The sequence below is a fragment of the Paragemmobacter ruber genome (assembly GCF_009908315.1).
GTDB classification, from domain to species: domain Bacteria; phylum Pseudomonadota; class Alphaproteobacteria; order Rhodobacterales; family Rhodobacteraceae; genus Paragemmobacter; species Paragemmobacter ruber.
Window position 1 is genome coordinate 177,050 of record NZ_JAAATW010000002.1, and the last position, 20,409, is coordinate 197,458.

Consider the following 20,409-nt stretch of genomic DNA (forward strand, 5'->3'; position numbering starts at 1 on the left):
CGTAGAGGCGGGGTATGGGACTGCGGATCGTCACCTTGGCCGATGCAGAGCGGCTGCCCCTTTGGCGGCGGCCGGAAAGCCTGCTGTTCCTCATGGCTTTTGCGATGCCCATCGCCTTTGCGACATGGTCTGCGCTGCTGAACAACTTCGTCATCGAGGCGGCGCAGTTTTCCGGGGTTGAGATCGGCTGGCTGCACACGGTGCGGGAAATCCCCGGCTTTCTGGCCATCGGGGTGATCTTTCTGATCCTGTTTCTGCGCGAACAGGTGCTGGGCGTGGCGTCGCTGGGCCTTTTGGGCCTGGCCACGGCGGTGACGGCGTGGTTTCCGTCCTTTGGGGGCATGCTCTTGGTGACGCTGCTTTCGTCGATCGGGTTTCACTACTTTGAAACAGTGAACCAGTCGCTGCAGTTGCAGTGGATCGACAAGAAGCGCGCGCCGCAGGTGTTGGGCTGGATCGTGGGGGTGGGATCGGGGGCGTCGCTGCTGGCCTATGGCACGATCGTGCTGCTGTGGGACAGGCTGAACCTGACCTATGACACCGTCTATCTGGTGTCGGGGGGGATCACGGCGGGGATCGCGCTGTTCTGCTATCTTGCCTATCCGCAGTTCGAGGGGCCGCATCCGCAGAACCGGCACATGGTCCTGCGCCGCCGCTACTGGCTGTTTTACGCGTTGCAGTTCATGGTGGGGGCGCGGCGGCAGATCTTCGTGGTCTTTGCCGGGTTCATGATGGTGGAACGCTTCGGGATGAAGGTCTCGGAGATGACGATGCTTTTGCTGGTGAACTATGTGCTGCAGATGGTGGCGGCGCCCGCGATGGGCCGCGCGCTGGGCCGGTTCGGCGAACGCAACGTGATGGCCTTTGAATATGTCGGGCTGACGCTGGTGTTTCTGGCCTATGGCGGGCTGTACTGGTTCGGCTGGGGGATCGTGATCGCGGGGGGCCTGTACATTCTGGACCAGATGTTCTTTGCGCTGTCCTTTGCGTTGAAGACCTATTTCCAGAAGATTGCCGATCCGGCCGATATCGCGCCCACGGCGGCGGTGGCCTTTACGATCAACCACATCGCGGCGGTGTTCCTGCCTGCGGCGCTGGGATACATGTGGGCGCGGTCGCCGGATTACGTCTTCCTGATGGGGGCCGGGATGGCCGGGGTGGCGCTGGCGCTGGCGCTGATGATCCCGCGGCATCCGGAACCGGGCTATGAGACGGTGTTCGGGTCGTGGCGCGCTAAGGGTGCACCGGCGGAGTAAGGGCCGGCGGAGTGAGGGCCAAAAATCTTGTGAAAATTTTTGCAAATTTCTTCCAAGAAATTTGTGCGCCGGATCCCTATATTGGGGCGGAAGCTATGGAGGGCCGAGGACATGTTTTTCGTGGATCGCCGCAAGATGGAAATGGTCACGCCGGACAAGGCGCTGCCGGGGCGGCCTGAGCCTTTGCCCACGGCGGAGACGCATTTCCTGAGCGGTATCCCTCTGAAATCCCCGGTGCCGGAGGGCATGGCAGAGGCCATGTTCGGCATGGGCTGTTTCTGGGGGGTGGAGCGGAAGTTCTGGCAGACCAAGGGCGTCTGGCTGACGATGGTGGGCTATGCGGGCGGCTTCACGCCGAACCCGACCTACAAGGAGACCTGCACCCAGCTGACCGGGCATAACGAGGTGGTGCGCGTGATCTTTGACCCCGCCATCATCACCTATGAGGGCCTGCTCAAGCTGTTCTGGGAAGGGCATGATCCGACGCAGGGGATGCGGCAGGGCAACGATATCGGGTCCACCTATCGCAGCGGCATCTATGTCTATGATGCGGCGCAGGAGGCGGCGGCGCGCGAGACGAAGGCCGCCTATCAGGCGCGGCTGACGGCGGCGGGGTATGGGGCGATCACGACCGAGATCCTGCCGACACCGACCTTCTATTTCGCCGAGGATTACCATCAGCAGTATCTGGCAAAGAATCCCGACGGTTATTGCGGCATCGGGGGGACCGGGGTAACCTGCCCCATCGGACTGACCGCCTGAAGACGCGGCAGCGCTTTTCAGGGGGGGGACATCTGACAGATGGGGTCGGGGCGCATTGATACGCGCACCGTCGGGCTTGAGGCGGGCTGTGCGCTTGCCAAATGGCTGACGGGCAAGGAACATATGCATTACGGGCTGTGGGGCGGGTTGAAGCCGGTGGCGGCCAATCTGGGCGCGGCGCAGGACGCCTATAGCCAGCGGCTGATGGCGCTGTTTCCGGCCGGGGCGTTGCGGATACTCGATATCGGTGGCGGCGCGGGCGAGACGGCGAAGCGGCTGATCGCGCTGGGCCATCGGGTGGAGATCGTGGTGCCGTCGGCCTTTCTGGCGGCACGCTGCCGCGAGAACGCGCCCGAGGCGGTGGTGCATGAGGCGATGTTCGAGACGGCGGCGGTGACGGGACCGTTTGACCTGTGCCTGTTTTCCGAGAGTTTCCAGTATATCCCGCTGGAAGAGAGCCTGCCGAGGGCGAAGGCGCTTTTGGCGCCGGGCGGGGCGATCGTGATCGGTGACTGTTTCCGGCGGCTGGATGGGGATTGGCTGCGCAACCCCCATCGCACCGTGGGCGGCGGGCATGTGGTGGAGGCCTTTCAGGCGGCGGCCGCGCGCGAGGGGCTGGTGATCGAGGAAGAGTTGGACGTGACCGATGAGGTTGCGCCGTCGATTGATGTGGAGCAGGCCTTTTTCAATGTCCTCGGCGTGGGCGTGACGGGGATGGACCGGGAGTTGCGTGCCAAGCGGCCCGTGCTGCGCGGGCTGGCGGTGGGTGTCTTGGGCCGGATCATGGGCGCGCGGCGGCGCGCGTCGCTGATGCGGCGGCTGACGGGGGCGGAGCGGACGGGTGAGGCCTTTCGCAGGAACAACCGCTATCTGCTGATGCGGTTGCGCCCTGCGGCGGTTTAGGGTTTACCGGGGGCGATCCTAGAGGAGACCGCCAGATGCCCACCTATTCCGCCCTGACGACGCTGGAGGGCGAAGACGCCGCCGTGGCGCTTGCCAATGCGATCGAGCGGATGGACCCCGAACCCACCGGCGTGGGCGTCTTCGAGATCGAGGATGACAGCGGGCTGTGGGAGGTGGGGGCCTATTTCCTGGAAAAGCCCGACATGGTGATGCTGGAGGTGATCGCGCTGGCCTTTGGGGCAAAGCCCTTTGCGCTTTCGGAACTGCCCGAGATCGACTGGGTTGCCAAGGTGCGGCGCGAGTTGAGCCCGGTGGAGGCGGGGCGGTTCTTCGTGTTCGGCAGTCATGACGCGGACAAGGTGCCTGCGGGGCGGGTTGCCCTGCAGATCGAGGCGACGGTGGCCTTCGGCACCGGGCATCATGGCACCACGCTGGGCTGTCTGCGGGCGTTTGACCGGCTGTTTGACGGTGGGTTCCGGCCCGCTTGCGTGGCCGATATCGGGGCGGGGACGGCGGTGCTGGCGATGGCGGCAGCAGCGGTGCTGCCCGAAGCGCGGGTGATCGCGTCGGACATCGACGCGGTGGCGGTCGAGGTGGCGGTGGCCAATGTGGGGATCAACGGGCTGGAGGGCCGGGTGGAATGTCTGGAGGCGGCGGGCTTCGGTCATCCACGGCTGGCCGAGGCGGCCCCTTTTGATCTGGTCTTTGCCAATATCCTGAAAGGGCCGCTGATCGAACTGGCCCCCGATATGGCGGCGCATGTGGCGCAAGGCGGGCTGGCGATCCTGTCGGGTCTGCTGGTCGTGCAGGCCGAGGCCGTGACGGCGGCCTATGTGGCCGAGGGATTCGCGCTGGAGGGGCGCGAGGATATTGGCGAGTGGTCCACGCTGGTTCTGCGGCGGCAATAAACCAAAGTTGTATTAAAAGTTGCGGCAAAAAAACGGCAAAGGGGGCGCTCTGCCCCAATTTTGCCATGATCTCTGCATAAGCCTTAAAATTGGTGGGGGTCGTGATTCAGGTGCAAGCCATGTCTGACCCTAATTTGGAAGACTTCTATACCCGTGTGGGGCGCATCGAACGCGCCCATTCCATGGGATACGGCTTTGAGGCGCCCGATACGCTTGGGCGGTCCTTCTATCATCGCACGCCGGTGCAGCGGCGCCCGGTCTTCAGGATCGGCGTTTTCCTGTTTTGCGCGTGCTTCGGGATGAAGGGCGCCATCCACTATCACATGGGCGATGTGGCCTTTGACCGCCGTGTGGCCGAGATCGAGGCGCGCGGTGGGTTCGACGCCGTGCAGGGGTTCCTGATGCGGTCCGAGCCGATCACGCGGCTGGTGTCGAAGGGGATCGGGATCGTGGTGGAGCGCAGCCGCCTGTGAGCCTTGCCACCTTGTCACCCATGCCCGGTGATCGGGCGGGGCGCTGAGGTGGAATGCGCTGCGGTTCCTGTGTCCGTCGGCAAGGCCGCCAGTTGAAATGCAAAGAGCCGTCGTCCCCCACGGACGACGGCTCTGGCATGTCGTTCGGTTGCTGTGGTTCAGCGACCGAGCATTTCGATATCGCCACGGCACAGACCGATATCGTCCAGCTCGCGATCCGAGAGCTTGGCGAGGGTGTTGCGCGTGACGCGGGCGTCGTTCCAGTTCGAGAACGCGATATAGGCATTCGAGATGAACTGGACGGCGCGGAAGATCGAAATGGCGCCGAACGGCGCCGGGCGGGTCGTTTCAAAGGCGGCCATGGGGTTGATCCTTTACAAACTGCTCATGGTTGAAGCGTTTTCGCTTCGTGAGAGGCATATAATCGTGCTGCATGTGCAAAGCCAGCGCTGCGGATGCAATTCACCCTTGCAGCGCATGCATGACAAAAGACCCCAAAGGGGCCGTTATTGTTTGATTAATGTCGGGCGGCTGCGCCTGTGTCAGATCCGAGGTCGGTTTTGACGGGGGCAGCGTCGCTTGTCCGCTATGGATAACAAAACCTTCGCAAAGGCTGCAAGCAGAAAAGTCCTTTGCCTGATGTTCCCGTTTCGTGCTAGTTCTGGCGCAAGAAAAAAGAAATGGGGCGGGCATGCGCGTTCTGGGGATTGATCCCGGCCTTCGCAACCTTGGCTGGGGGGTGATCGACGTCGCCGGGGCGCGGCTGACCCATGTCGCCAATGGCATCTGCCATTCCGCGCCGGGCGAGGGCGAGGGCGATCTGGCGCAGCGCCTGTTGTCGCTGCACGCCCAACTGACCGAGGTGCTGCGGCAGTGGCAGCCGGATACGGCGGCGGTAGAGCATACGTTCGTGAACAAGGATGCGGTGGCGACGCTCAAGCTGGGTCAGGCGCGGGGGATCGCGCTGCTGGTGCCGGCGCAATTCGGGTTGTCGGTCGGGGAATATGCGCCCAATGCGGTGAAGAAGACGGTGGTGGGCGTGGGCCATGCGGCCAAGGTGCAGGTGGATCACATGGTGAGGCTGCATCTGCCGGGGGTGAAGGTGGCGGGGCCGGATGCGGCGGATGCGCTGGCGGTGGCGATCTGTCATGCGCATCACTGCCAGAGCGCGGGCCGGTTGCAGGCGGCGCTGAAGAGGGCTGTGGGATGATCGGCAAGATTTCAGGGCGGCTCGATTGGCGCGGGCCGGATACGGTGCTGATCGAAGTGCGTGGCGTGGGATACATCGTCCATGTGAACGAGCGCACCATGGCCGCGCTGCCGGGCGTGGGAGAGGCGGTGTCGCTCTATACCGATCTTCTGGTGCGGGAGGATCTGCTGCAACTCTTCGGCTTTCCGACCATGCTGGAGAAGGAGTGGCACAAGCTTCTGATGACGGTGCAAGGCGTGGGGGCGAAGGCGTCGATGGCGATCCTTGGCGCGCTGGGCGCGGAAGGCGTGGCGCGGGCGATCAGCTTGGGCGATGCGCGGGCGGTGCAGGCGGCACCCGGCGTGGGGCCAAAACTGGCGCAGCGGGTGATCCTTGAGTTGAAGGCGAAGGCGCCGGGATTGATGGCGATGGGCGGACGGCTGGCAGTCTCGGCCGTGGCGGATGAGGCGGATGCGGTGATCGAGCCCGTCGCGACGGCGCCGAAGCGGGTGGCGAAGGTGGACCGGGGCGCGCAGGCCCGCGCGGCGGCGCATGCGGATGCGCTGTCGGCCTTGGCGAACCTTGGCTACAGTCCTGGCGATGCGGCGCAGGCCGTGGCGACGGTGACGGCAGAGATGCCGGAGGTCGATGCAGCCGGGCTGATCCGGGCCTCGCTGAAGCTGCTTGCGCCCAAGTAAGGCTTGCGCGGCGGGTCGCGCTGCCCATCTTGAGGAAGGGGTGGGCTGCGGAGGGCCGGGATATGAACGGACATGGCAAGACATTCATCCTGATGGCGGCGCTGACCGCGCTGTTCATGGGCATCGGTGCGATGATCGGTGGCGGCACCGGGGCGCTGTTGGCCTTGGTGGTGGCGGCGGGCATGAACCTTGTGGGTTATTGGAATTCGGACAAGGCCGTGCTGCGCATGACCGGCGCCCGCGAGGTGACCGCCCAGACCGCGCCGGACTTTGTGGGGATGGTGCATCGGCTGGCCGATGGGGCGGGGATGCCGCGGCCCAAGGTCTATGTGATCGACACGGATCAGCCGAATGCCTTTGCCACCGGGCGGAACCCGGAGAATGCGGCGGTGGCGGCGACGACGGGCCTGTTGCGGCGGCTGACGGCAGAGGAGGTGGCGGCGGTGATGGCGCATGAACTGGCGCATATCCAGAACCGCGACACGCTGATCATGACGGTGACGGCGACCTTTGCCGGGGCGATCGGGATGCTGGCCAATTTCGCGATGTTCTTTGGGCGCGATCGGCAGGGGGGGATGCTGGGGGCGATTGCGGTGATGATCTTCGCGCCCCTCGCGGCGGGGCTGGTGCAGATGGCCATTTCGCGATCACGCGAATATCAGGCCGACAAGGTGGGGGCGGCGATCTGCGGCAATCCGATGTGGCTGGCCTCTGCGCTAAAAAAGATTGATGCCTTCGCCAAGGGCATCGACAATGACGCCGCCGAGCGGAACCCGGCGGTGGCGCATATGTTCATCATCAACCCGCTGCACGCCCAACGGCGGGATGCGCTGTTCTCCACCCATCCGGCGACGGCGAACCGGATCGCGGCGCTGGAGGCATTGGCGGCCGAGGGCAAGCGTTGGGGTAAGGTCGGGGTTCAGGCGCGGGGACCGTGGGCCTGAATGGCTTGCCAAAGGCGTGGCGTTCTGTGAATGTTCCCGCCCATGATGACCCCTGATCCGACCCTGCGCCCCGAACGCCTGCCCGAGGATGCCGACCGGGCCTTGCGCCCACAGGCCCTGGAAGAGTTCGTGGGGCAGGCAGAGGCGCGGGCCAATCTGCGCGTCTTCATCGAAAGCGCCCGGATGCGGGGCGAGGCGATGGATCACACGCTGTTTCACGGGCCGCCCGGGCTTGGCAAGACGACACTGGCGCAGATCATGGCGCGGGAATTGGGGGTTGGGTTTCGGATGACATCGGGGCCGGTGCTGGCCAAGCCCGGCGACCTGGCGGCGATCCTGACCAATCTGGAACCGCGCGACGTGCTGTTCATCGACGAGATCCACCGGCTGTCACCCGTCGTGGAAGAGGTGCTCTACCCGGCGATGGAGGATTTCGCGCTGGATCTGGTGATCGGCGAGGGGCCTGCGGCGCGGACCGTGCGGATCGACCTGCAGCCCTTCACGCTTGTGGGGGCCACGACACGGCTTGGGCTGCTCACGACACCCTTGCGGGACCGCTTCGGAATCCCGACGCGGCTGCAATTCTATACCGAGGATGAACTTGACCTCATCGTCGGGCGTGGGGCGCGTCTTCTGGGGGTGCAGGCGGAACCCGAGGGCACGCGGGAAATCGCGCGCCGGGCGCGGGGGACGCCGCGCGTGGCGGGGCGTCTGCTGCGGCGGGTGGTGGATTTCGTGCTGGTGGAAGGGGACGGACGGCTGACCAAGGGGATCGCTGACCGGGCGCTGACGCGGCTGGGCGTGGATCATCTGGGGCTGGATGGTGCAGACCGGCGCTATCTGGGCCTTCTGGCCGAGAACTATGGCGGCGGGCCGGTCGGGGTGGAGACCATCGCAGCGGCGCTGTCTGAGGCGCGGGATGCGATTGAGGAGGTGATCGAGCCGTTCCTCTTGCAGCAGGGCCTGATCCAGCGGACGCCGCGCGGGCGGATGCTGGCGGCCAAGGCGTGGCGGCATCTGGGACTGGAGCCGCCGAAAGGGCCGGGACAGGCGGATCTGTTCGAGGGGTGAGCGCCAAAACTTTTCTGGAAAAGTTTTGGCGGCGGGGAGACGAAAAATTTCCGGGGAAATTTTTCGGTTCGGGGGACACCAAAAGTTTTTGGGAAAACTTTTGGTGTTGCGGATGGTGCGGTGGGATGGCTTTGGGTTAGGAACGCCCGACCGTCCGCGGGGGCTTTGCGCCGGTAAGATCAGGCTGTCCGGGTCCAGGGGCGCTGGGGGCGGGGGCGCAAGGGTCGGCGGCGCGCCACGCACGATGATGAGGGGGCGGTTTTCGAAGGCGCGTTCGGCCTCGTATAGAGCCGCTTCGCGGACGCTGTTCATCATGATGTCGACGGCGCACTCAAATTCCTTTGCGCTCACAGTCAGGCCCGGCACGCCAAGCTCTGCAAGGATGTCGAACTTCTGCGGCCGCAGCGCCTTGCGCACGTCCACGGATGTGTCACGCAGGAGATCCCATCCATCCTTGCGGTTGGACGTTCCGTCAGCCACCTTTGTGAGGGCTGTGCCGTAGTCATAGGCTACGCCGACCATGTAGCCCACCAGCTTTTCAGCGGTTTTCGCGCCTAGGAGACGCGTGAGGATTTCTAGGTATTCGGACTGGTTCTCGATGATCCGGTCCCTGATCCAGTCTGCTGCGACATTTTCCGCAAAGACGAAGCCTTCGGCGAGGATGTCATCCTGCAGATTGTTCAGCGATGTGAGGGGGCTTGGGTCAGGCTGAGCGCCTTGGTTCGCGGGGCTTGTCGAGGGGCAGGCCCACATCGCTTGCCCGCACGCCGGTAAAGGTCACTGACACATCTCTGATCAAGGGTCGGACAACCGGACATGATGAAAAGCATGGAAGGGGGGGCACGCGTCGCGCCAAAGGTGAAGTGCAGGTCCGGCCTGTGCGCGCGGCGGGCGAAGCGGACGGGCCATGTGACGGGCGTTGTGTTGAATCCCCCTGAATTTGGCGTCATGGCTGGACGCGCGGCGGGCCATGTCAGACGGAGGTGGATAGGATGACCCCGGATCAGGTGGAAGCGTTGTTCACGCGTGCGGATGGGCAGTATCTGTTTGCGCGTTGGGGGCGGCCGATCGTGCCGGTGGTGTTTGGGGTGGAGGATGCCACGCTGTCGGTGGTGAAGGGCGCCGTGGAGGCGGTGGTTGCGCTGGCCGGGCATCGCATTGCCGAAACGGACCCGGAACTGGGCGCCAATCTGATGGTCTTCTTCTGCCGGGACTGGGCGGAACTGCCGGAGGTGCCGAACCTTGACCGGCTGGTGCCGGAGTTGCGCGGCCTGTGCGCGCGGCTGGAGGCGGCGGGGGCAAACCAGTACCGCATCTTCCGTTTCGACGCGGCAGGCGCGATCCGGGCGGTGTTCGTCTTTGTGCGGATGGATGCACATCTGGCCGCCGTGCCGGCGGAGGTGCTGGCGCTGAGCCAGGCGGTGCAGATGATCCTTCTCTGGTCGGACCGGGCCTTTGGGGACCAGTCCCCGCTGGCGCAGGGCGCGGGCGGCGCGGTGCTGCTGCGGCCCGAGATCGCGGCGCTGATCCGGGCGGGCTATGATCCGGTTCTGCCCGCCGTCGCCACGGATGCAAGCCATGCGCTGCGGCTGGCGGCGCGGATCGGGCGGGCGATCTGATCCGCAGGGGCGGGGAATCAGCCGCGCGGTGGGGCTGCGCTGTGCGGGGGATCACGGAGTTGTGAGCGCAAACAGGGGCGCAGGGCAGTTTTGCCGCGCGGTGGTTGCACTTTTCCTGCGGGACAGGGGTGGCGCCCGGGTGCCCGGAAATTTCATGACGGATCGCAGGGTTGCGGATCGCGGTGTTAAGGAATTTTCAAAATTTCTGCCGGCCCGTCAAAAAATTTACAAAATTTATGATAGACATCAACGGGTTGTTGGTAATTAACTGGCGGCGAAATTTCGCGGGCGCGTGATGGAGGAGTCTCCGAAGGGGAGGCTGCGCGGGCTTGCGGCGTAATCGGAGGTGGATCCATGGCAGAAACCGTACAGGAAGGGGTCTATGCGGCCTCGGCCGAATTCGTGGCGCGGGCGCATGTCGATGCGGCGGGCTATGCGCGGATGTATGCGGCATCGGTCGCCGATCCTGTGGCGTTCTGGGCGGCGCAGGGAAAGCGGATCGACTGGATCCGCGACTATACCAAGGTCAAGGATACGAATTTCGACATCGGCAAAGTTTCGATCAAGTGGTTCGAGGATGGCACGCTGAACGTGAGTGCCAACTGCATCGACCGGCATATGGTGACGCGGGCGAACCAGACCGCGATCATCTGGGAGCCGGATGATCCTAAGACTCCGGCGCAGCACATCACCTATGCGCAGCTTCTGGAGAACACCTGCCGGATGGCAAATGTGCTTAAGGCGCATGGGGTGACGAAGGGCGACCGGGTGGTTCTCTACATGCCGATGATCCCGGAGGCGGCCTATGCGATGCTGGCCTGCGCGCGGATCGGGGCCATTCATTCGGTGGTCTTCGGGGGCTTTTCGCCGGATGCGCTGGCCAACCGGATCAACGATTCCGCGGCCAAGGTGGTGATCACCGCCGATCATGCGCCGCGCGGGGGCAAGAAGACGCCGCTGAAGGCCAATACCGATGCCGCGCTTCTGCACTGTGGTGATCATGTAAAGTGCATGGTGGTCAAGCATACGGGCGATCAGACGTCTTGGGTGGATGGGCGCGACGTGGACCTGAAGGCCGAGATGGCGGCGGCGGCCCCCTATTGCGCCTATACGGAAGTGGGGGCGGAGGATCCGCTGTTCATCCTGTACACCTCCGGCTCCACCGGCAAGCCGAAGGGGGTGGTCCATACCTCGGGCGGCTATCTGGTCTATGCGTCGATGACGCATCAGATGACCTTTGACTATCACGACGGCGATATCTTCTGGTGCACGGCGGATGTGGGTTGGGTCACAGGGCATAGCTATATCGTCTATGGGCCGTTGGCCAATGGCGCGACCACGCTGATGTTCGAGGGCGTGCCGACCTATCCAGATGCCGGGCGGTTCTGGGAGGTCTGCGCCAAGCACAAGGTGACGCAGTTCTACACCGCGCCGACGGCGATCCGGTCGCTGATGGGGCTGGGGCCGGAATGGGTGGAGAAGCATGACCTGTCCAGCCTGCGCCTGCTTGGATCGGTGGGTGAGCCCATCAACCCCGAGGCGTGGAACTGGTACAACACCCATGTCGGCAAGGGCCGCTGCCCGATCGTCGATACCTTCTGGCAGACGGAAACCGGCGGGCATCTGATCACGCCGCTGCCCGGCGCGATCCCGCAGAAGCCGGGATCGGCCACCAAGCCCTTCTTCGGGGTGAAGCCCGTGGTTCTGGACCCGGCGACGGCGGCGGTGCAGGAGGCCACGGCAGCGGATGGGGTGCTGTGCATCGCCGACAGTTGGCCGGGGCAGATGCGCACGCTCTGGGGCGATCATGCGCGGTTCGAGGAGGCCTATTTTAGCCAGTATCGCGGCTATTACTTCACCGGTGACGGCTGCCGCCGGGATGCGGATGGCTACTACTGGATCACGGGCCGCGTCGATGACGTGATCAACGTGTCGGGCCACCGGATGGGGACGGCCGAGGTGGAAAGTGCCCTTGTCGCCCATCCGAAGGTCGCCGAGGCGGCGGTGGTGGGATACCCGCATGACATCAAGGGGCAGGGCATCTATGCCTATGTCACGCTGATGAAGGGCGAGGAGCCCACCGACGCGCTGCGCAAGGAGCTGGAGGCCTGGGTGCGGACCGAGATCGGCCCCATCGCCAAGCCGGACCTGATCCAATGGGCGCCGGGCCTGCCCAAGACGCGGTCGGGCAAGATCATGCGACGCATCCTGCGCAAGATCGCGGAGAACGATTTCGGGTCGCTGGGGGATACCTCGACGCTGGCCGATCCTTCCGTCGTCGATGAACTGATCGAAAACCGGATGAACCGGGGATGAGCGAGGTTCTGACCACACCTGCCGTGCTGATCCTGCTCGGCCCCCCGGGGGCCGGGAAAGGCACGCAGGCGCGGATGCTGGAGGAGGATTTCGGTCTGGTCCAGCTGTCCACGGGCGATCTGCTGCGGGCGGCGGTGGCGGCCGGAACAGAGGCCGGGGCGCGCGCCAAGGCGGTGATGGAGGCGGGCGGGCTGGTCAGCGATGACATCGTGCTGGCGATCCTGAAGGAGCGCATGACCGCGCCGGATGTGGCGCGCGGCATAATCCTCGACGGGTTCCCGCGCACGGCTGCGCAGGCGGAGGCCCTGGATGGGTTGCTGGCCGAGAGCGGCCAGCACGTCACGGCGGCGATCAGCCTTGAGGTGGACGATGCTGCGATGGTGGGCCGCGTTGCGGGCCGCTTAACCTGTGCCACCTGTGGCGAGGGATACCATGACGAATTCAAGCGGCCTGCCGTGGCAGGCACATGTGACAGATGCGGCGGCACGGCGTTCAAGCGCCGGGCTGACGACAATGCCGAGACGGTGCGTGAGCGGCTGGTGGCCTATCACGCCCAGACGGCGCCGCTGATTTCCCATTACGAGGGTCAGGGCGTGCTGGCGCGGGTCGATGCGATGGGAACCATCGCGGATATCCGCGCGGCGCTTTCGGCCATCGTGCAGCGGGTGACGGCGTAAGAAGGAGGCCATGCCCGGCCCACCCGGGCGTGGAGGAAGGGAGGCGGATCGCGCGAGCGTGAAGCTGCACGCCCCTGACCGCGCAGGCGGGCAGAGGGGCCCGGGAGGCCCGCAAGGGAGGAAGGGTCAGTGCGACCGATAACTGTGGGAACGGTCCTTGAGGCCGGAAAACAAGGAGGACGCCTAAATGGCATCAACGGAAATGAACGTCAGGGAACGCTCGCGTCCCATGACGGCAGAGGAGCGGAAGGTCATCATGGCCTCTTCCGCCGGGACCATCTTCGAATGGTACGACTTCTATCTGTACGGTTCGCTCGCCGCGATCATCGGCGCGCAATTCTTCACCTCGTTCCCTGAAGCGACGCGGAACGTATTCGCACTGCTGGCCTTTGCGGCGGGCTTCATCGTGCGTCCGTTCGGCGCTCTGGTCTTTGGGATGCTGGGCGACCTGATCGGCCGGAAGTACACCTTCCTCATGACGATCCTGATCATGGGTGTGTCCACCTTCCTCGTCGGGCTGCTGCCCGGCTATGCGTCTTGGGGTGCCGCCGCTCCGATCATCCTGATCATCCTGCGCATGGCGCAGGGCCTGGCGCTTGGCGGCGAATATGGCGGCGCTGCGGTCTATGTGGCGGAGCATGCCCCGGCAAATCAGCGCGGTTACTTCACCGCCTACATTCAGACCACGGCGACGCTGGGGCTGCTGCTTTCGCTGATCGTGATCCTTGCGGTGCAGGGCTATGTGAATGGCAACTGGGAGCCGACGCCCGTTCTCGACGCGGCTGGCGCGGCGGTCATGAACCCGGATGGCACGCCGAAGATGATCAAGCCGTTCGATCTGTGGGGCTGGCGTATCCCGTTCCTCGGTTCGATCTTCCTGCTGCTGATCTCGCTCTACATCCGTCTGCAGATGAACGAATCGCCCGCCTTCAAGAAGATGAAGGAAGAGGGTGCAGCCTCGAAGGCACCGCTGCGCGAAGCCTTTGGAACATGGAAGAACGGCAAATTCGCCATCATCGCGTTGTTCGGCCTTGTCGCCGGTCAGGCCGTGGTGTGGTACTCGGGCCAGTTCTACGCGCTGTTCTTCATGCAGAACGTGATCAAGGTCGACAGCTTCACGGCCAACGTCCTTGTGGCGTGGTCGCTGATCCTCGGGACCTGGGGCTTCATCTTCTTCGGGTCGCTGTCGGACCGCATCGGCCGCAAGCCGATCATCCTTGCGGGCTGCCTGATCGCGGCGCTGACCTATAAGTTCGTCTTCCCGCTGCTGACGCAGGTGGCGAACCCGGCGCTGTACGCTGCACACCAGACCCCGGTGACGGTGACGGCGAATGAAGCCGACTGCTCGTTCCAGTTCAACCCGACGGGGACGGTGAAGTTCACCAATGCCTGCGATGTGGCGAAATCCACGCTGGCGCGCACCTCGGTCAACTACACCACCAACTTCGACCCGGCGGCGACCGTGGCGTCGATCCAGATCGGCGAAACCGTCGTCACGTCTTATGACGCGGCGGCCAACACCGCCAAGGTGGCCGAACTGACGGCGGCACTGGAAACTGCGAAGGCTGGCACCGATCAGGCGGCCATCGACGCGGCGCAGGCGGCGCTCGATGCCGAGAAGGGCGTTCCGGCGGCCTTCACCAAACAGGTGAACGAGGCGCTGACGGCTGCGGGCTATCCGCTGTCGGCGGATGCGAACGAAACGGTGGCCAAGGCTGCCCATTTCTTCGACATCTTCACCGGCCAGAAGCTGGCGATCGTGGCGATCCTGACCTACCTCATCCTTCTTGTGACGATGGTGTATGGCCCGATCGCGGCGATGCTGGTGGAACTGTTCCCGACGCGCATCCGCTATTCGGGTCTGTCGCTGCCCTATCACATCGGCAACGGCTGGTTCGGCGGTCTGATGCCTGCGACGGCCTTTGCCATCTCGGCCCAGACCGGGAACGTGTATGGCGGTCTGTGGTATCCGATCATCATCGCAGCTGCGACCGTGGTGATCGGGGCGCTGTTCGTTCCGGGTGGCACCCACAAGAAGGACATCTTCGCCGACAAGTGATCGGCGCAGACCGGCAGGCCGGGGGACCCCCCCGGCCTGTTCGCTTTTGGACGAAGACCTTAGCGGGAACCGCCGCCCCGCATTATGAGAGTGGCGAAGGAATGACCGGATTTCAGATGGCTGATGCGCCCGGAACGGTGAAGTCGAAAACGCATCGCGTCCTTGTCGTGGAAGACGAGGACAACATCGCCATGGCCTTGCAATATGTGATCGAGCGCGAGGGGCATCGGTATTTCCGCATCGCGGACGGGGCAGAGGCAGAAGCCGCGATCCGCGAGATACGGCCCGACCTCATCCTTCTGGATGTCATGCTGCCGCAGGTTTCAGGCTATGACATCTGCCAGGCGGTACGGTCTGACGGGGAATTGGCTGCGGTCAGGATCCTGATCATGACGGCACGGGGATCGTTGGCACAGCGCGACCGTGCCTTGGCGGTGGGAGCGGACGGGTTTCTGGCGAAACCGTTCAGTCTGGACGACCTGCGCGAGAAGATGCGCGCGCAGCTTGGGTGATCGTGGGGCCTAGCTGCGGCGGGTGCGTTCCCAGATCGCCCAGCCGAACAGGACGATGCCCAGAAGGATGGTGTTGGTCACAAGCCCATAGGCCATGGCGGGCAGGACGCCGCCCGCCTGTTCTACCATGCCGCCGCCGGTGGTCAGGGGCAGCATCGCCGCAACGAAGATAACCCCGAGGACAAGCGGTGTCCTTAGGCCCATGGTGGCGCGGGTGCGGTGCGCGGTGACGACGAGGAAGAAGATAAGGCCTGCTCGGAAAGGGTCGAGCAGTTGCTGTGCTATGATCTCCGTCAAGGTCGGTGTCTCCCTGCCCCGCTGTCCGAGGAGAAGGTTCCACAAAGCCTGGCGGTGGGCAAGATGGGCGTGTCGGATCAGGACAATGCCTGATCGTCGATGATGCGGCGATGGAGGGCGACCATGCATGGTTCGTGCTGCTGGCCGTTTGTGTGGCGGACGCGCCGCCCGTGGGGTTGTTGCGGGGCTTTGCGACGATCCGGTCGGGCGGGCGCAAGAACCAGATCGCCGTGAAGCATCTGGGTGTCGTGCCGGTCACGGAACTGGCGCGGATCCATGCGATGATCGGGCGGCTGGCCCCGGCCAATACGCGGGCGCGGCTGGAGCATCAGGCGCGGCAGGTGCGGGCGGGGCAGAGGCGACGGCGGATGCCTTTCTGAAGAGGCTGACCATGCTGCGCGGGCGTGGGATCGGCACCTTTCATGCGGTGCTGACCGAGCTGCGCAAGCATGGCCGCCTGTTGCGGGACCTGAACGCCTGATCAGGCCGTGGCTTTGCCGACGGGAACGACGATGCGGCCGCGCACCTGCCCTTGCAGGAAGCGGGGCGCGGTGGCGATCACGTCGGACAGCGGGATTTCGGTCGTCATGCTGTCGAGGAGCGCGAGGTCAAGCTCCTGCGCCAGCAGCGACCAGGCGGCGAGGCGGTCGGCCTTGGGGCACATCACGCTGTCGATGCCCGCAAGGGTGACGCCGCGCAGGATGAAGGGGGCGACGGTGGTGGGCAGGTCCATCCCGGCGGCAAGGCCGCAGGCGGCGACCACGCCGCGATAGCGCATGGCGGCCAGAACATTGGCCAGCACCACGCCGCCCGCCACATCCACCGCGCCCGCCCAGCGTTCGCGGGCCAGCGGCTTGCCCGGGGCGGAAAGCTCGGCCCGGTCAACAATGCTGCTGGCGCCGAGGGAGCGGAGATAGTCCGCCTCGGCCGCGCGGCCGGTGACGGCGGCCACGGTGTAGCCGCGCCGCGCCAGAAGGGCAGTGGCGATGCTGCCCACGCCGCCTGCCGCGCCGGTGACGACGATTTCGCCCGAGGCGGGGGTGATGCCATGGCGATCCAGCGCCATCACGCAGAGCATGGCGGTATAGCCTGCGGTGCCGATGGCCATGGCGGCGCGGGGCGAAATCCCCGCAGGCAGCGGGATGAGCCAGTCCCCGCTCAGCCGGGCCTGCCCGGCAAGGCCGCCCCAGTGCTTTTCGCCGACACCCCAGCCGTTCAGCACCACCTTGTGGCCCGGCGCGAAATCGGCGTGGCTGCTTTCGGTGACGGTGCCGGCAAGGTCGATCCCCGGGACCATGGGAAAGCTGCGCACCACGGGCGAGGTGCCGGTGATGGCGAGCGCGTCCTTGTAGTTCAGCGTGGACCATTCCACCGCAACGGTGACATCGCCCGGCGGCAGCTGATCCGGCGACAGGCGGGTGAGCTGTGCGCTTTGGCCGGCATCGGATTTGTCGATCAGGATGGCGTCGAACATCGGGGGCCCCTTCATATGTGCGGGGCGGAGCAAAGACGGAAAGCCCGTCGCATGCAAGGGGGGGGCCGCGCTAGGGCGCGGGTTGCCGGGGCAGGGTGCGGGTGGCGAGCCAGGCCAGCAGCGCCATGGTGCCCGCCGTGGCAAGGCAGGCGGCCAAGCCGCCCCATTGGTAGCTGAGGCCGGACAGGAGCGTGCCGATCAGGCGGCCTGCGGCATTGGCCATGTAGTAAAAGCCCACATCGCGCGTGATGCGATCGGCCGATCCGAAGGCAAGGATCAGGTAGGAATGGACCGAGGAATTCACCGCAAAGACAAAGCCGAAGGCGAGGAGGCCAAGGATCAGGGTGGCGGTCAGCCACGGCGCGGGCTCCCCTGCCCAGAGCGCGAGGGCGGCCAGCGCGAAGGGGATGGGAACGAGGAGGCCCGACCAGAGCGCGGCCTTGCGCGTGGTGTCGGGCAGGGGTTGGCCCTTGCCCCCGAGGATGCGGGGGGCCATGGCCTGCACCGCGCCATAGGCGATGATCCAGAGCGCGAGGAAACCGCCGATCAGGAAAAAGGCCGCGCGGCGGCTGTCGGGCGTGCCGTCGGACAGGACCGCCTGAAAATAGACCGGGATGCCCACGACGAACCAGACATCCCGCGCCCCGAACAGGAACATCCGCGCCAGCGACAGCCGGTTGATGCGCGCGTCGGGCGACCGCCAGCCGCCCCAGCTTTCCGCCGATTTCATGCGGCCGGGCAGACCCTTGGGCAGGAACAGAAGGACGGCGATCAGGATCGCCATCAGCACGGCGGCCATGGTCCAAAGAGCGGGCGCGAAGCCTGCGAGTGCCAGAAGCGCCGCGCCGAGGAAGAAGCCCGCGCCCTTGACCGCGTTCTTCGATCCGGTCAGCAGGGCGACCCAGCGGAAGAGCCCGCCCTCTTCGCTGGGCGCCAGCAGTTTCACGGCGGATTTCGACGACATCTTCGCCAGATCCTTGGCCACGCCCGACAGGCCCTGCACCGCCATGACGAAGGCGACCGAGGCGGCGATGGCCCAGCCCGGGTCAAGCTGCGTCAGCGCCGCCAGCGCCATAATCTGCAGGCTGAGCCCGGCATAGAGCGTGGCGGCAAGCCCGAAACGGGCGGCGAGCCAGCCTGCGGCGAGGTTGGTGACGATGCCGGCCACCTCATAGAGCAGGAACAGCCATGCCAGTTGGACGGGCGTGAAACCCAGCGCATTGAAGTGCAGAAGCACCAGCATGCGCAGCGCGCCGTCCGACAGCATGAAGGCCCAATAGGCCGCCGTGACGGCGATATAGGCGCGCAGGGGGTTCACGGCTGTCACAGGGAGGCCGCCACCATGCGGGCGATGTCGGCCAGACGGCAGGCATAGCCCCATTCGTTGTCATACCAGGCATAGACCTTCACCTGCGTGCCGTTCACCACCATGGTGGATTGCGCGTCGATGATGGACGAGCGGGGATCGTTGGTGAAATCTGACGACACCAGCGCGCGGGGTTCATAGCCCAGGATGCCACGCAGCGGGCCTTTGGCGGCGGCCTTGAAGAGGGCGTTCACCTCTTCCACCGTGGTGGGGGTTTCCACCTCGAATACGCAATCGGTGAGCGATGCGTTCAGAAGCGGCACGCGCACGGCGTGGCCGTTCAGGCGGCCTTTCAGTTCGGGGTAGATCAGCGTGATCGCGGTTGCGCTGCCAGTGGTGGTGGGGATCAGGTTCAAAAGCGCCGAACGGGCGCGGCGCATGTCCTTGGCCGGGCGGTCGACGATGGTCTGGGTGTTTGTCACATCGTGGATCGTGGTGATGGAGCCGTGGCGGATGCGAAGCGCCTCGTGGATCACCTTCACCACGGGGGCGAGGCAGTTGGTGGTGCAGGAGGCGGCGGTGATCAGCGTCTGGCTGCCATCGTAGAGGTGGTGGTTGACGCCGTAGACAAGGTTGAGCGCGCCGCCATCCTTGACCGGGGCCGAGACGACAACCTTCTTGACGCCCGCCGCGTAGTAGGGGGCGATCTTGGCGGCGGTCTTGAAGACGCCGGTCGCGTCGATCACCACATCGACGCCCAGTTCGGCAAGGGGCAGCGCCTCGATGGTTTTCTCCTGCGTGAGCCGGATGGGTTGGCCATCCAGCACCAGCGTGCCGGGCGCATGGCTGACCGGGGTGGACCAGCGGCCGTGGACGCTGTCGAATTCCATCAGGAGCGCGTGCTGTTCTGGATCGCCTGCGGGATCGTTGAGGAGCACCAGATCACCGCCCGTGCCGGCGTCGATCAGGTTGCGCAGCACAAGCTTGCCGATGCGGCCGAGGCCGTTGAGGGCGATGTGGGGCATGGGGATCAGACTTTCAGTTCGGGGTCAGGGCTGAGGGCGATGCGGTCGATGCTGGCCTGCAGGGACATACGGTTCAGCGTATCGAAGGGCAGGGCGACGAAGGCCTGCACACGGCGGCGCAGGGCGGCGTAGGTCTGGGCGAAGACAAGCGCCTTTTCGGCATCGGTGCCGGTTGCGCTGACGGGGTCGGGCAGGCCCCAATGCCCGGTGATGGGTTGGCCGGGCCATGGGGGACATTCCTCGGCGGCGGCGGTGTCGCAGACGGTGAAGACGAAATCCATCACGATGGAGCCCGGCTGCTGGAATTCCGAGATGTGCTTGGAGCGCAGGCTGGTGATGTCATGGCCGTTCCGGCCGAGCACCTCGAGCGCGAAGGGGTTGAGTGCGCTGCTGGGCCGGGTGCCGGCAGAGAAGGCCTGAAACTTGCCCTGACCCAGATCGCGTAGCAGCGCCTCGGCGAAGATGGAGCGGGCGGAGTTGCCCGAACAGATGAAGAGCACGTCGAAATCGGTGTCGCGCATGGCGGGTTCCTTGGGTGGGGCGAGCAGGGGAGCGAGCAGATCAGGCCGGGCGCGGCCGACATCGAGCGCGAGGTAGCCGATCAGCGCCTCGGTCGCATCGAGGTTGACGGCGTAGTAAAGCGACCGGCCGTCACGCGTGACGGTGACGAGATTGCAGGCGGTCAGATCGGCAAGATGGTGGGACAGGGTGTTGGGCTTGAGGTTCAGGGCGGCGGCAATCTCGGTGGGCCGGACGCCGCGCGGGGCGAAACGGTTGAGCAGCCGGAACACGGCGAGCCGGTCAGGATGGCCGAGGGTGGCGAAGGCGTGGGGCGCGTTTATCTTTTCCATAATTCGTGAATAACGGAATTAATTGTGAAAAGCCAGTGAAGTTCTTGTAACAGGCGGGTTCTTTGGCGC

21 protein-coding genes are annotated in these 20,409 nt (G+C 65.3%); 15 read left to right on the plus strand and 6 right to left on the minus strand.

Translation table 11 applies throughout. The features are described from left to right. Positions 1-14: 14 nt before the first annotated feature. The 5 genes from GU920_RS09270 to GU920_RS09290 all read left to right on the plus strand — a co-directional run bounded on the left by GU920_RS09270 (position 15) and on the right by GU920_RS09290 (position 4,302). A complete protein-coding gene (locus GU920_RS09270; protein ID WP_161766749.1) occupies positions 15-1,256 on the plus strand; it encodes an MFS transporter in 1,242 nt (413 codons plus the stop codon). A 111-nt stretch (positions 1,257-1,367) separates the two neighbouring features. Beyond that, the gene (gene msrA / locus GU920_RS09275; protein WP_161766750.1) at positions 1,368-2,018 is read left to right on the plus strand and encodes a peptide-methionine (S)-S-oxide reductase MsrA; all 651 of its coding nucleotides are present in this window, start codon (positions 1,368-1,370) and stop codon (positions 2,016-2,018) included. Positions 2,019-2,057: 39 nt separating this feature from the next. Then, on the plus strand, positions 2,058-2,921 hold the full coding sequence (locus GU920_RS09280; RefSeq protein ID WP_161766751.1) for a class I SAM-dependent methyltransferase: 864 nt from the start codon (positions 2,058-2,060) through the stop codon (positions 2,919-2,921). Between the two features lie 35 nt (positions 2,922-2,956). Next, on the plus strand, positions 2,957-3,829 hold the full coding sequence (locus tag GU920_RS09285) for a 50S ribosomal protein L11 methyltransferase (RefSeq protein WP_161766752.1): 873 nt from the start codon (positions 2,957-2,959) through the stop codon (positions 3,827-3,829). Positions 3,830-3,948: 119 nt separating this feature from the next. Continuing rightward, entirely contained in the window at positions 3,949-4,302 is a 354-nt protein-coding gene (locus GU920_RS09290; protein ID WP_161766753.1) for a hypothetical protein, read from the plus strand. A 158-nt stretch (positions 4,303-4,460) separates the two neighbouring features. Here the strand turns inward: GU920_RS09290 and GU920_RS09295 are convergent, their stop codons facing one another. After that, complete coding sequence (locus GU920_RS09295) at positions 4,461-4,664, minus strand: DUF1127 domain-containing protein (protein WP_161766754.1); 204 nt, start codon at positions 4,662-4,664, stop codon at positions 4,461-4,463. 329 nt (positions 4,665-4,993) lie between these two features. On the opposite strand from GU920_RS09295, the gene ruvC reads away from it, so the two are divergent. The 9 genes from ruvC (at position 4,994) to GU920_RS09340 (ending at position 15,387) form a co-directional block, all read left to right on the plus strand. Beyond that, complete coding sequence (gene ruvC / locus GU920_RS09300; RefSeq protein WP_161766755.1) at positions 4,994-5,512, plus strand: crossover junction endodeoxyribonuclease RuvC; 519 nt, start codon at positions 4,994-4,996, stop codon at positions 5,510-5,512. Beyond that, positions 5,509-6,189 carry a Holliday junction branch migration protein RuvA gene (gene ruvA, locus GU920_RS09305; RefSeq protein WP_161766756.1) on the plus strand — a complete coding sequence of 227 codons (681 nt, stop codon included), beginning with the start codon at positions 5,509-5,511 and terminating at the stop codon, positions 6,187-6,189. Before ruvC ends, ruvA begins: the two co-directional genes overlap by 4 nt. A 62-nt stretch (positions 6,190-6,251) precedes the next feature. Continuing rightward, entirely contained in the window at positions 6,252-7,133 is an 882-nt protein-coding gene (gene htpX / locus GU920_RS09310) for a zinc metalloprotease HtpX (protein WP_161766757.1), read from the plus strand. Positions 7,134-7,175: 42 nt separating this feature from the next. Further along, positions 7,176-8,204 carry a Holliday junction branch migration DNA helicase RuvB gene (ruvB, locus tag GU920_RS09315; RefSeq protein ID WP_161766758.1) on the plus strand — a complete coding sequence of 343 codons (1,029 nt, stop codon included), beginning with the start codon at positions 7,176-7,178 and terminating at the stop codon, positions 8,202-8,204. 992 nt (positions 8,205-9,196) lie between these two features. Continuing rightward, positions 9,197-9,823: a hypothetical protein gene (locus tag GU920_RS09320; protein WP_161766759.1), complete on the plus strand. Its 627-nt coding sequence runs from the start codon at positions 9,197-9,199 to the stop codon at positions 9,821-9,823. Positions 9,824-10,177: 354 nt separating this feature from the next. Beyond that, positions 10,178-12,139, plus strand: coding sequence for an acetate--CoA ligase (gene acs, locus GU920_RS09325; RefSeq protein ID WP_161766760.1), 1,962 nt, complete (start codon positions 10,178-10,180; stop codon positions 12,137-12,139). Then, positions 12,136-12,816, plus strand: coding sequence for an adenylate kinase (locus GU920_RS09330; protein WP_161766761.1), 681 nt, complete (start codon positions 12,136-12,138; stop codon positions 12,814-12,816). The genes acs and GU920_RS09330 overlap by 4 nt, the downstream gene beginning before the upstream one ends. Positions 12,817-13,003: 187 nt before the next feature. Further along, a complete protein-coding gene (locus GU920_RS09335; protein WP_201744073.1) occupies positions 13,004-14,875 on the plus strand; it encodes an MFS transporter in 1,872 nt (623 codons plus the stop codon). Positions 14,876-14,991: 116 nt separating this feature from the next. Then, positions 14,992-15,387 (plus strand): response regulator transcription factor, encoded by a 396-nt coding sequence (locus tag GU920_RS09340; RefSeq protein WP_161766762.1) that lies wholly within the window; start codon positions 14,992-14,994, stop codon positions 15,385-15,387. Between the two features lie 9 nt (positions 15,388-15,396). Here the strand turns inward: GU920_RS09340 and GU920_RS09345 are convergent, their stop codons facing one another. Further along, entirely contained in the window at positions 15,397-15,684 is a 288-nt protein-coding gene (locus GU920_RS09345; protein ID WP_161766763.1) for a hypothetical protein, read from the minus strand. Positions 15,685-15,794: 110 nt separating this feature from the next. Between GU920_RS09345 and GU920_RS09350 the strand changes: the two genes are divergently transcribed. Continuing rightward, entirely contained in the window at positions 15,795-16,064 is a 270-nt protein-coding gene (locus GU920_RS09350; protein WP_161766764.1) for a putative nucleotidyltransferase substrate binding domain-containing protein, read from the plus strand. A 101-nt stretch (positions 16,065-16,165) separates the two neighbouring features. Here the strand turns inward: GU920_RS09350 and acuI are convergent, their stop codons facing one another. The 4 genes from acuI to GU920_RS09370 all read right to left on the minus strand — a co-directional run bounded on the left by acuI (position 16,166) and on the right by GU920_RS09370 (position 20,340). Further along, positions 16,166-17,158: an acrylyl-CoA reductase (NADPH) gene (acuI, locus tag GU920_RS09355; protein WP_161766765.1), complete on the minus strand. Its 993-nt coding sequence runs from the start codon at positions 17,156-17,158 to the stop codon at positions 16,166-16,168. A 70-nt stretch (positions 17,159-17,228) separates the two neighbouring features. Continuing rightward, positions 17,229-18,425, minus strand: a complete 1,197-nt coding sequence (gene arsJ / locus GU920_RS09360) for an organoarsenical effux MFS transporter ArsJ (protein WP_235933253.1) — start codon at positions 18,423-18,425, stop codon at positions 17,229-17,231. 56 nt (positions 18,426-18,481) lie between these two features. After that, on the minus strand, positions 18,482-19,489 hold the full coding sequence (locus tag GU920_RS09365) for an ArsJ-associated glyceraldehyde-3-phosphate dehydrogenase (RefSeq protein WP_161766767.1): 1,008 nt from the start codon (positions 19,487-19,489) through the stop codon (positions 18,482-18,484). A 5-nt stretch (positions 19,490-19,494) separates the two neighbouring features. Then, positions 19,495-20,340, minus strand: a complete 846-nt coding sequence (locus GU920_RS09370; RefSeq protein ID WP_161766768.1) for a metalloregulator ArsR/SmtB family transcription factor — start codon at positions 20,338-20,340, stop codon at positions 19,495-19,497. Positions 20,341-20,409 lie beyond the last annotated feature (69 nt).

Coding starts and splice junctions, on each gene's coding strand:
- GU920_RS09340 (WP_161766762.1), top strand. CDS start 14,992: ATGGCTGATGCGCCCGGAACGGTGAAGTCGAAAACGCATCGCGTCCTT.
- GU920_RS09295 (WP_161766754.1), bottom strand. CDS start 4,664: ATGGCCGCCTTTGAAACGACCCGCCCGGCGCCGTTCGGCGCCATTTCG.
- ruvA (WP_161766756.1), top strand. CDS start 5,509: ATGATCGGCAAGATTTCAGGGCGGCTCGATTGGCGCGGGCCGGATACG.
- GU920_RS09270 (WP_161766749.1), top strand. CDS start 15: ATGGGACTGCGGATCGTCACCTTGGCCGATGCAGAGCGGCTGCCCCTT.
- GU920_RS09365 (WP_161766767.1), bottom strand. CDS start 19,489: ATGCCCCACATCGCCCTCAACGGCCTCGGCCGCATCGGCAAGCTTGTG.
- GU920_RS09320 (WP_161766759.1), top strand. CDS start 9,197: ATGACCCCGGATCAGGTGGAAGCGTTGTTCACGCGTGCGGATGGGCAG.
- GU920_RS09285 (WP_161766752.1), top strand. CDS start 2,957: ATGCCCACCTATTCCGCCCTGACGACGCTGGAGGGCGAAGACGCCGCC.
- GU920_RS09370 (WP_161766768.1), bottom strand. CDS start 20,340: ATGGAAAAGATAAACGCGCCCCACGCCTTCGCCACCCTCGGCCATCCT.
- GU920_RS09330 (WP_161766761.1), top strand. CDS start 12,136: ATGAGCGAGGTTCTGACCACACCTGCCGTGCTGATCCTGCTCGGCCCC.
- GU920_RS09335 (WP_201744073.1), top strand. CDS start 13,004: ATGGCATCAACGGAAATGAACGTCAGGGAACGCTCGCGTCCCATGACG.
- acs (WP_161766760.1), top strand. CDS start 10,178: ATGGCAGAAACCGTACAGGAAGGGGTCTATGCGGCCTCGGCCGAATTC.
- GU920_RS09280 (WP_161766751.1), top strand. CDS start 2,058: ATGGGGTCGGGGCGCATTGATACGCGCACCGTCGGGCTTGAGGCGGGC.
- ruvB (WP_161766758.1), top strand. CDS start 7,176: ATGATGACCCCTGATCCGACCCTGCGCCCCGAACGCCTGCCCGAGGAT.
- GU920_RS09290 (WP_161766753.1), top strand. CDS start 3,949: ATGTCTGACCCTAATTTGGAAGACTTCTATACCCGTGTGGGGCGCATC.
- htpX (WP_161766757.1), top strand. CDS start 6,252: ATGAACGGACATGGCAAGACATTCATCCTGATGGCGGCGCTGACCGCG.
- acuI (WP_161766765.1), bottom strand. CDS start 17,158: ATGTTCGACGCCATCCTGATCGACAAATCCGATGCCGGCCAAAGCGCA.
- GU920_RS09350 (WP_161766764.1), top strand. CDS start 15,795: ATGGAGGGCGACCATGCATGGTTCGTGCTGCTGGCCGTTTGTGTGGCG.
- msrA (WP_161766750.1), top strand. CDS start 1,368: ATGTTTTTCGTGGATCGCCGCAAGATGGAAATGGTCACGCCGGACAAG.
- ruvC (WP_161766755.1), top strand. CDS start 4,994: ATGCGCGTTCTGGGGATTGATCCCGGCCTTCGCAACCTTGGCTGGGGG.
- arsJ (WP_235933253.1), bottom strand. CDS start 18,425: ATGCTGTCGGACGGCGCGCTGCGCATGCTGGTGCTTCTGCACTTCAAT.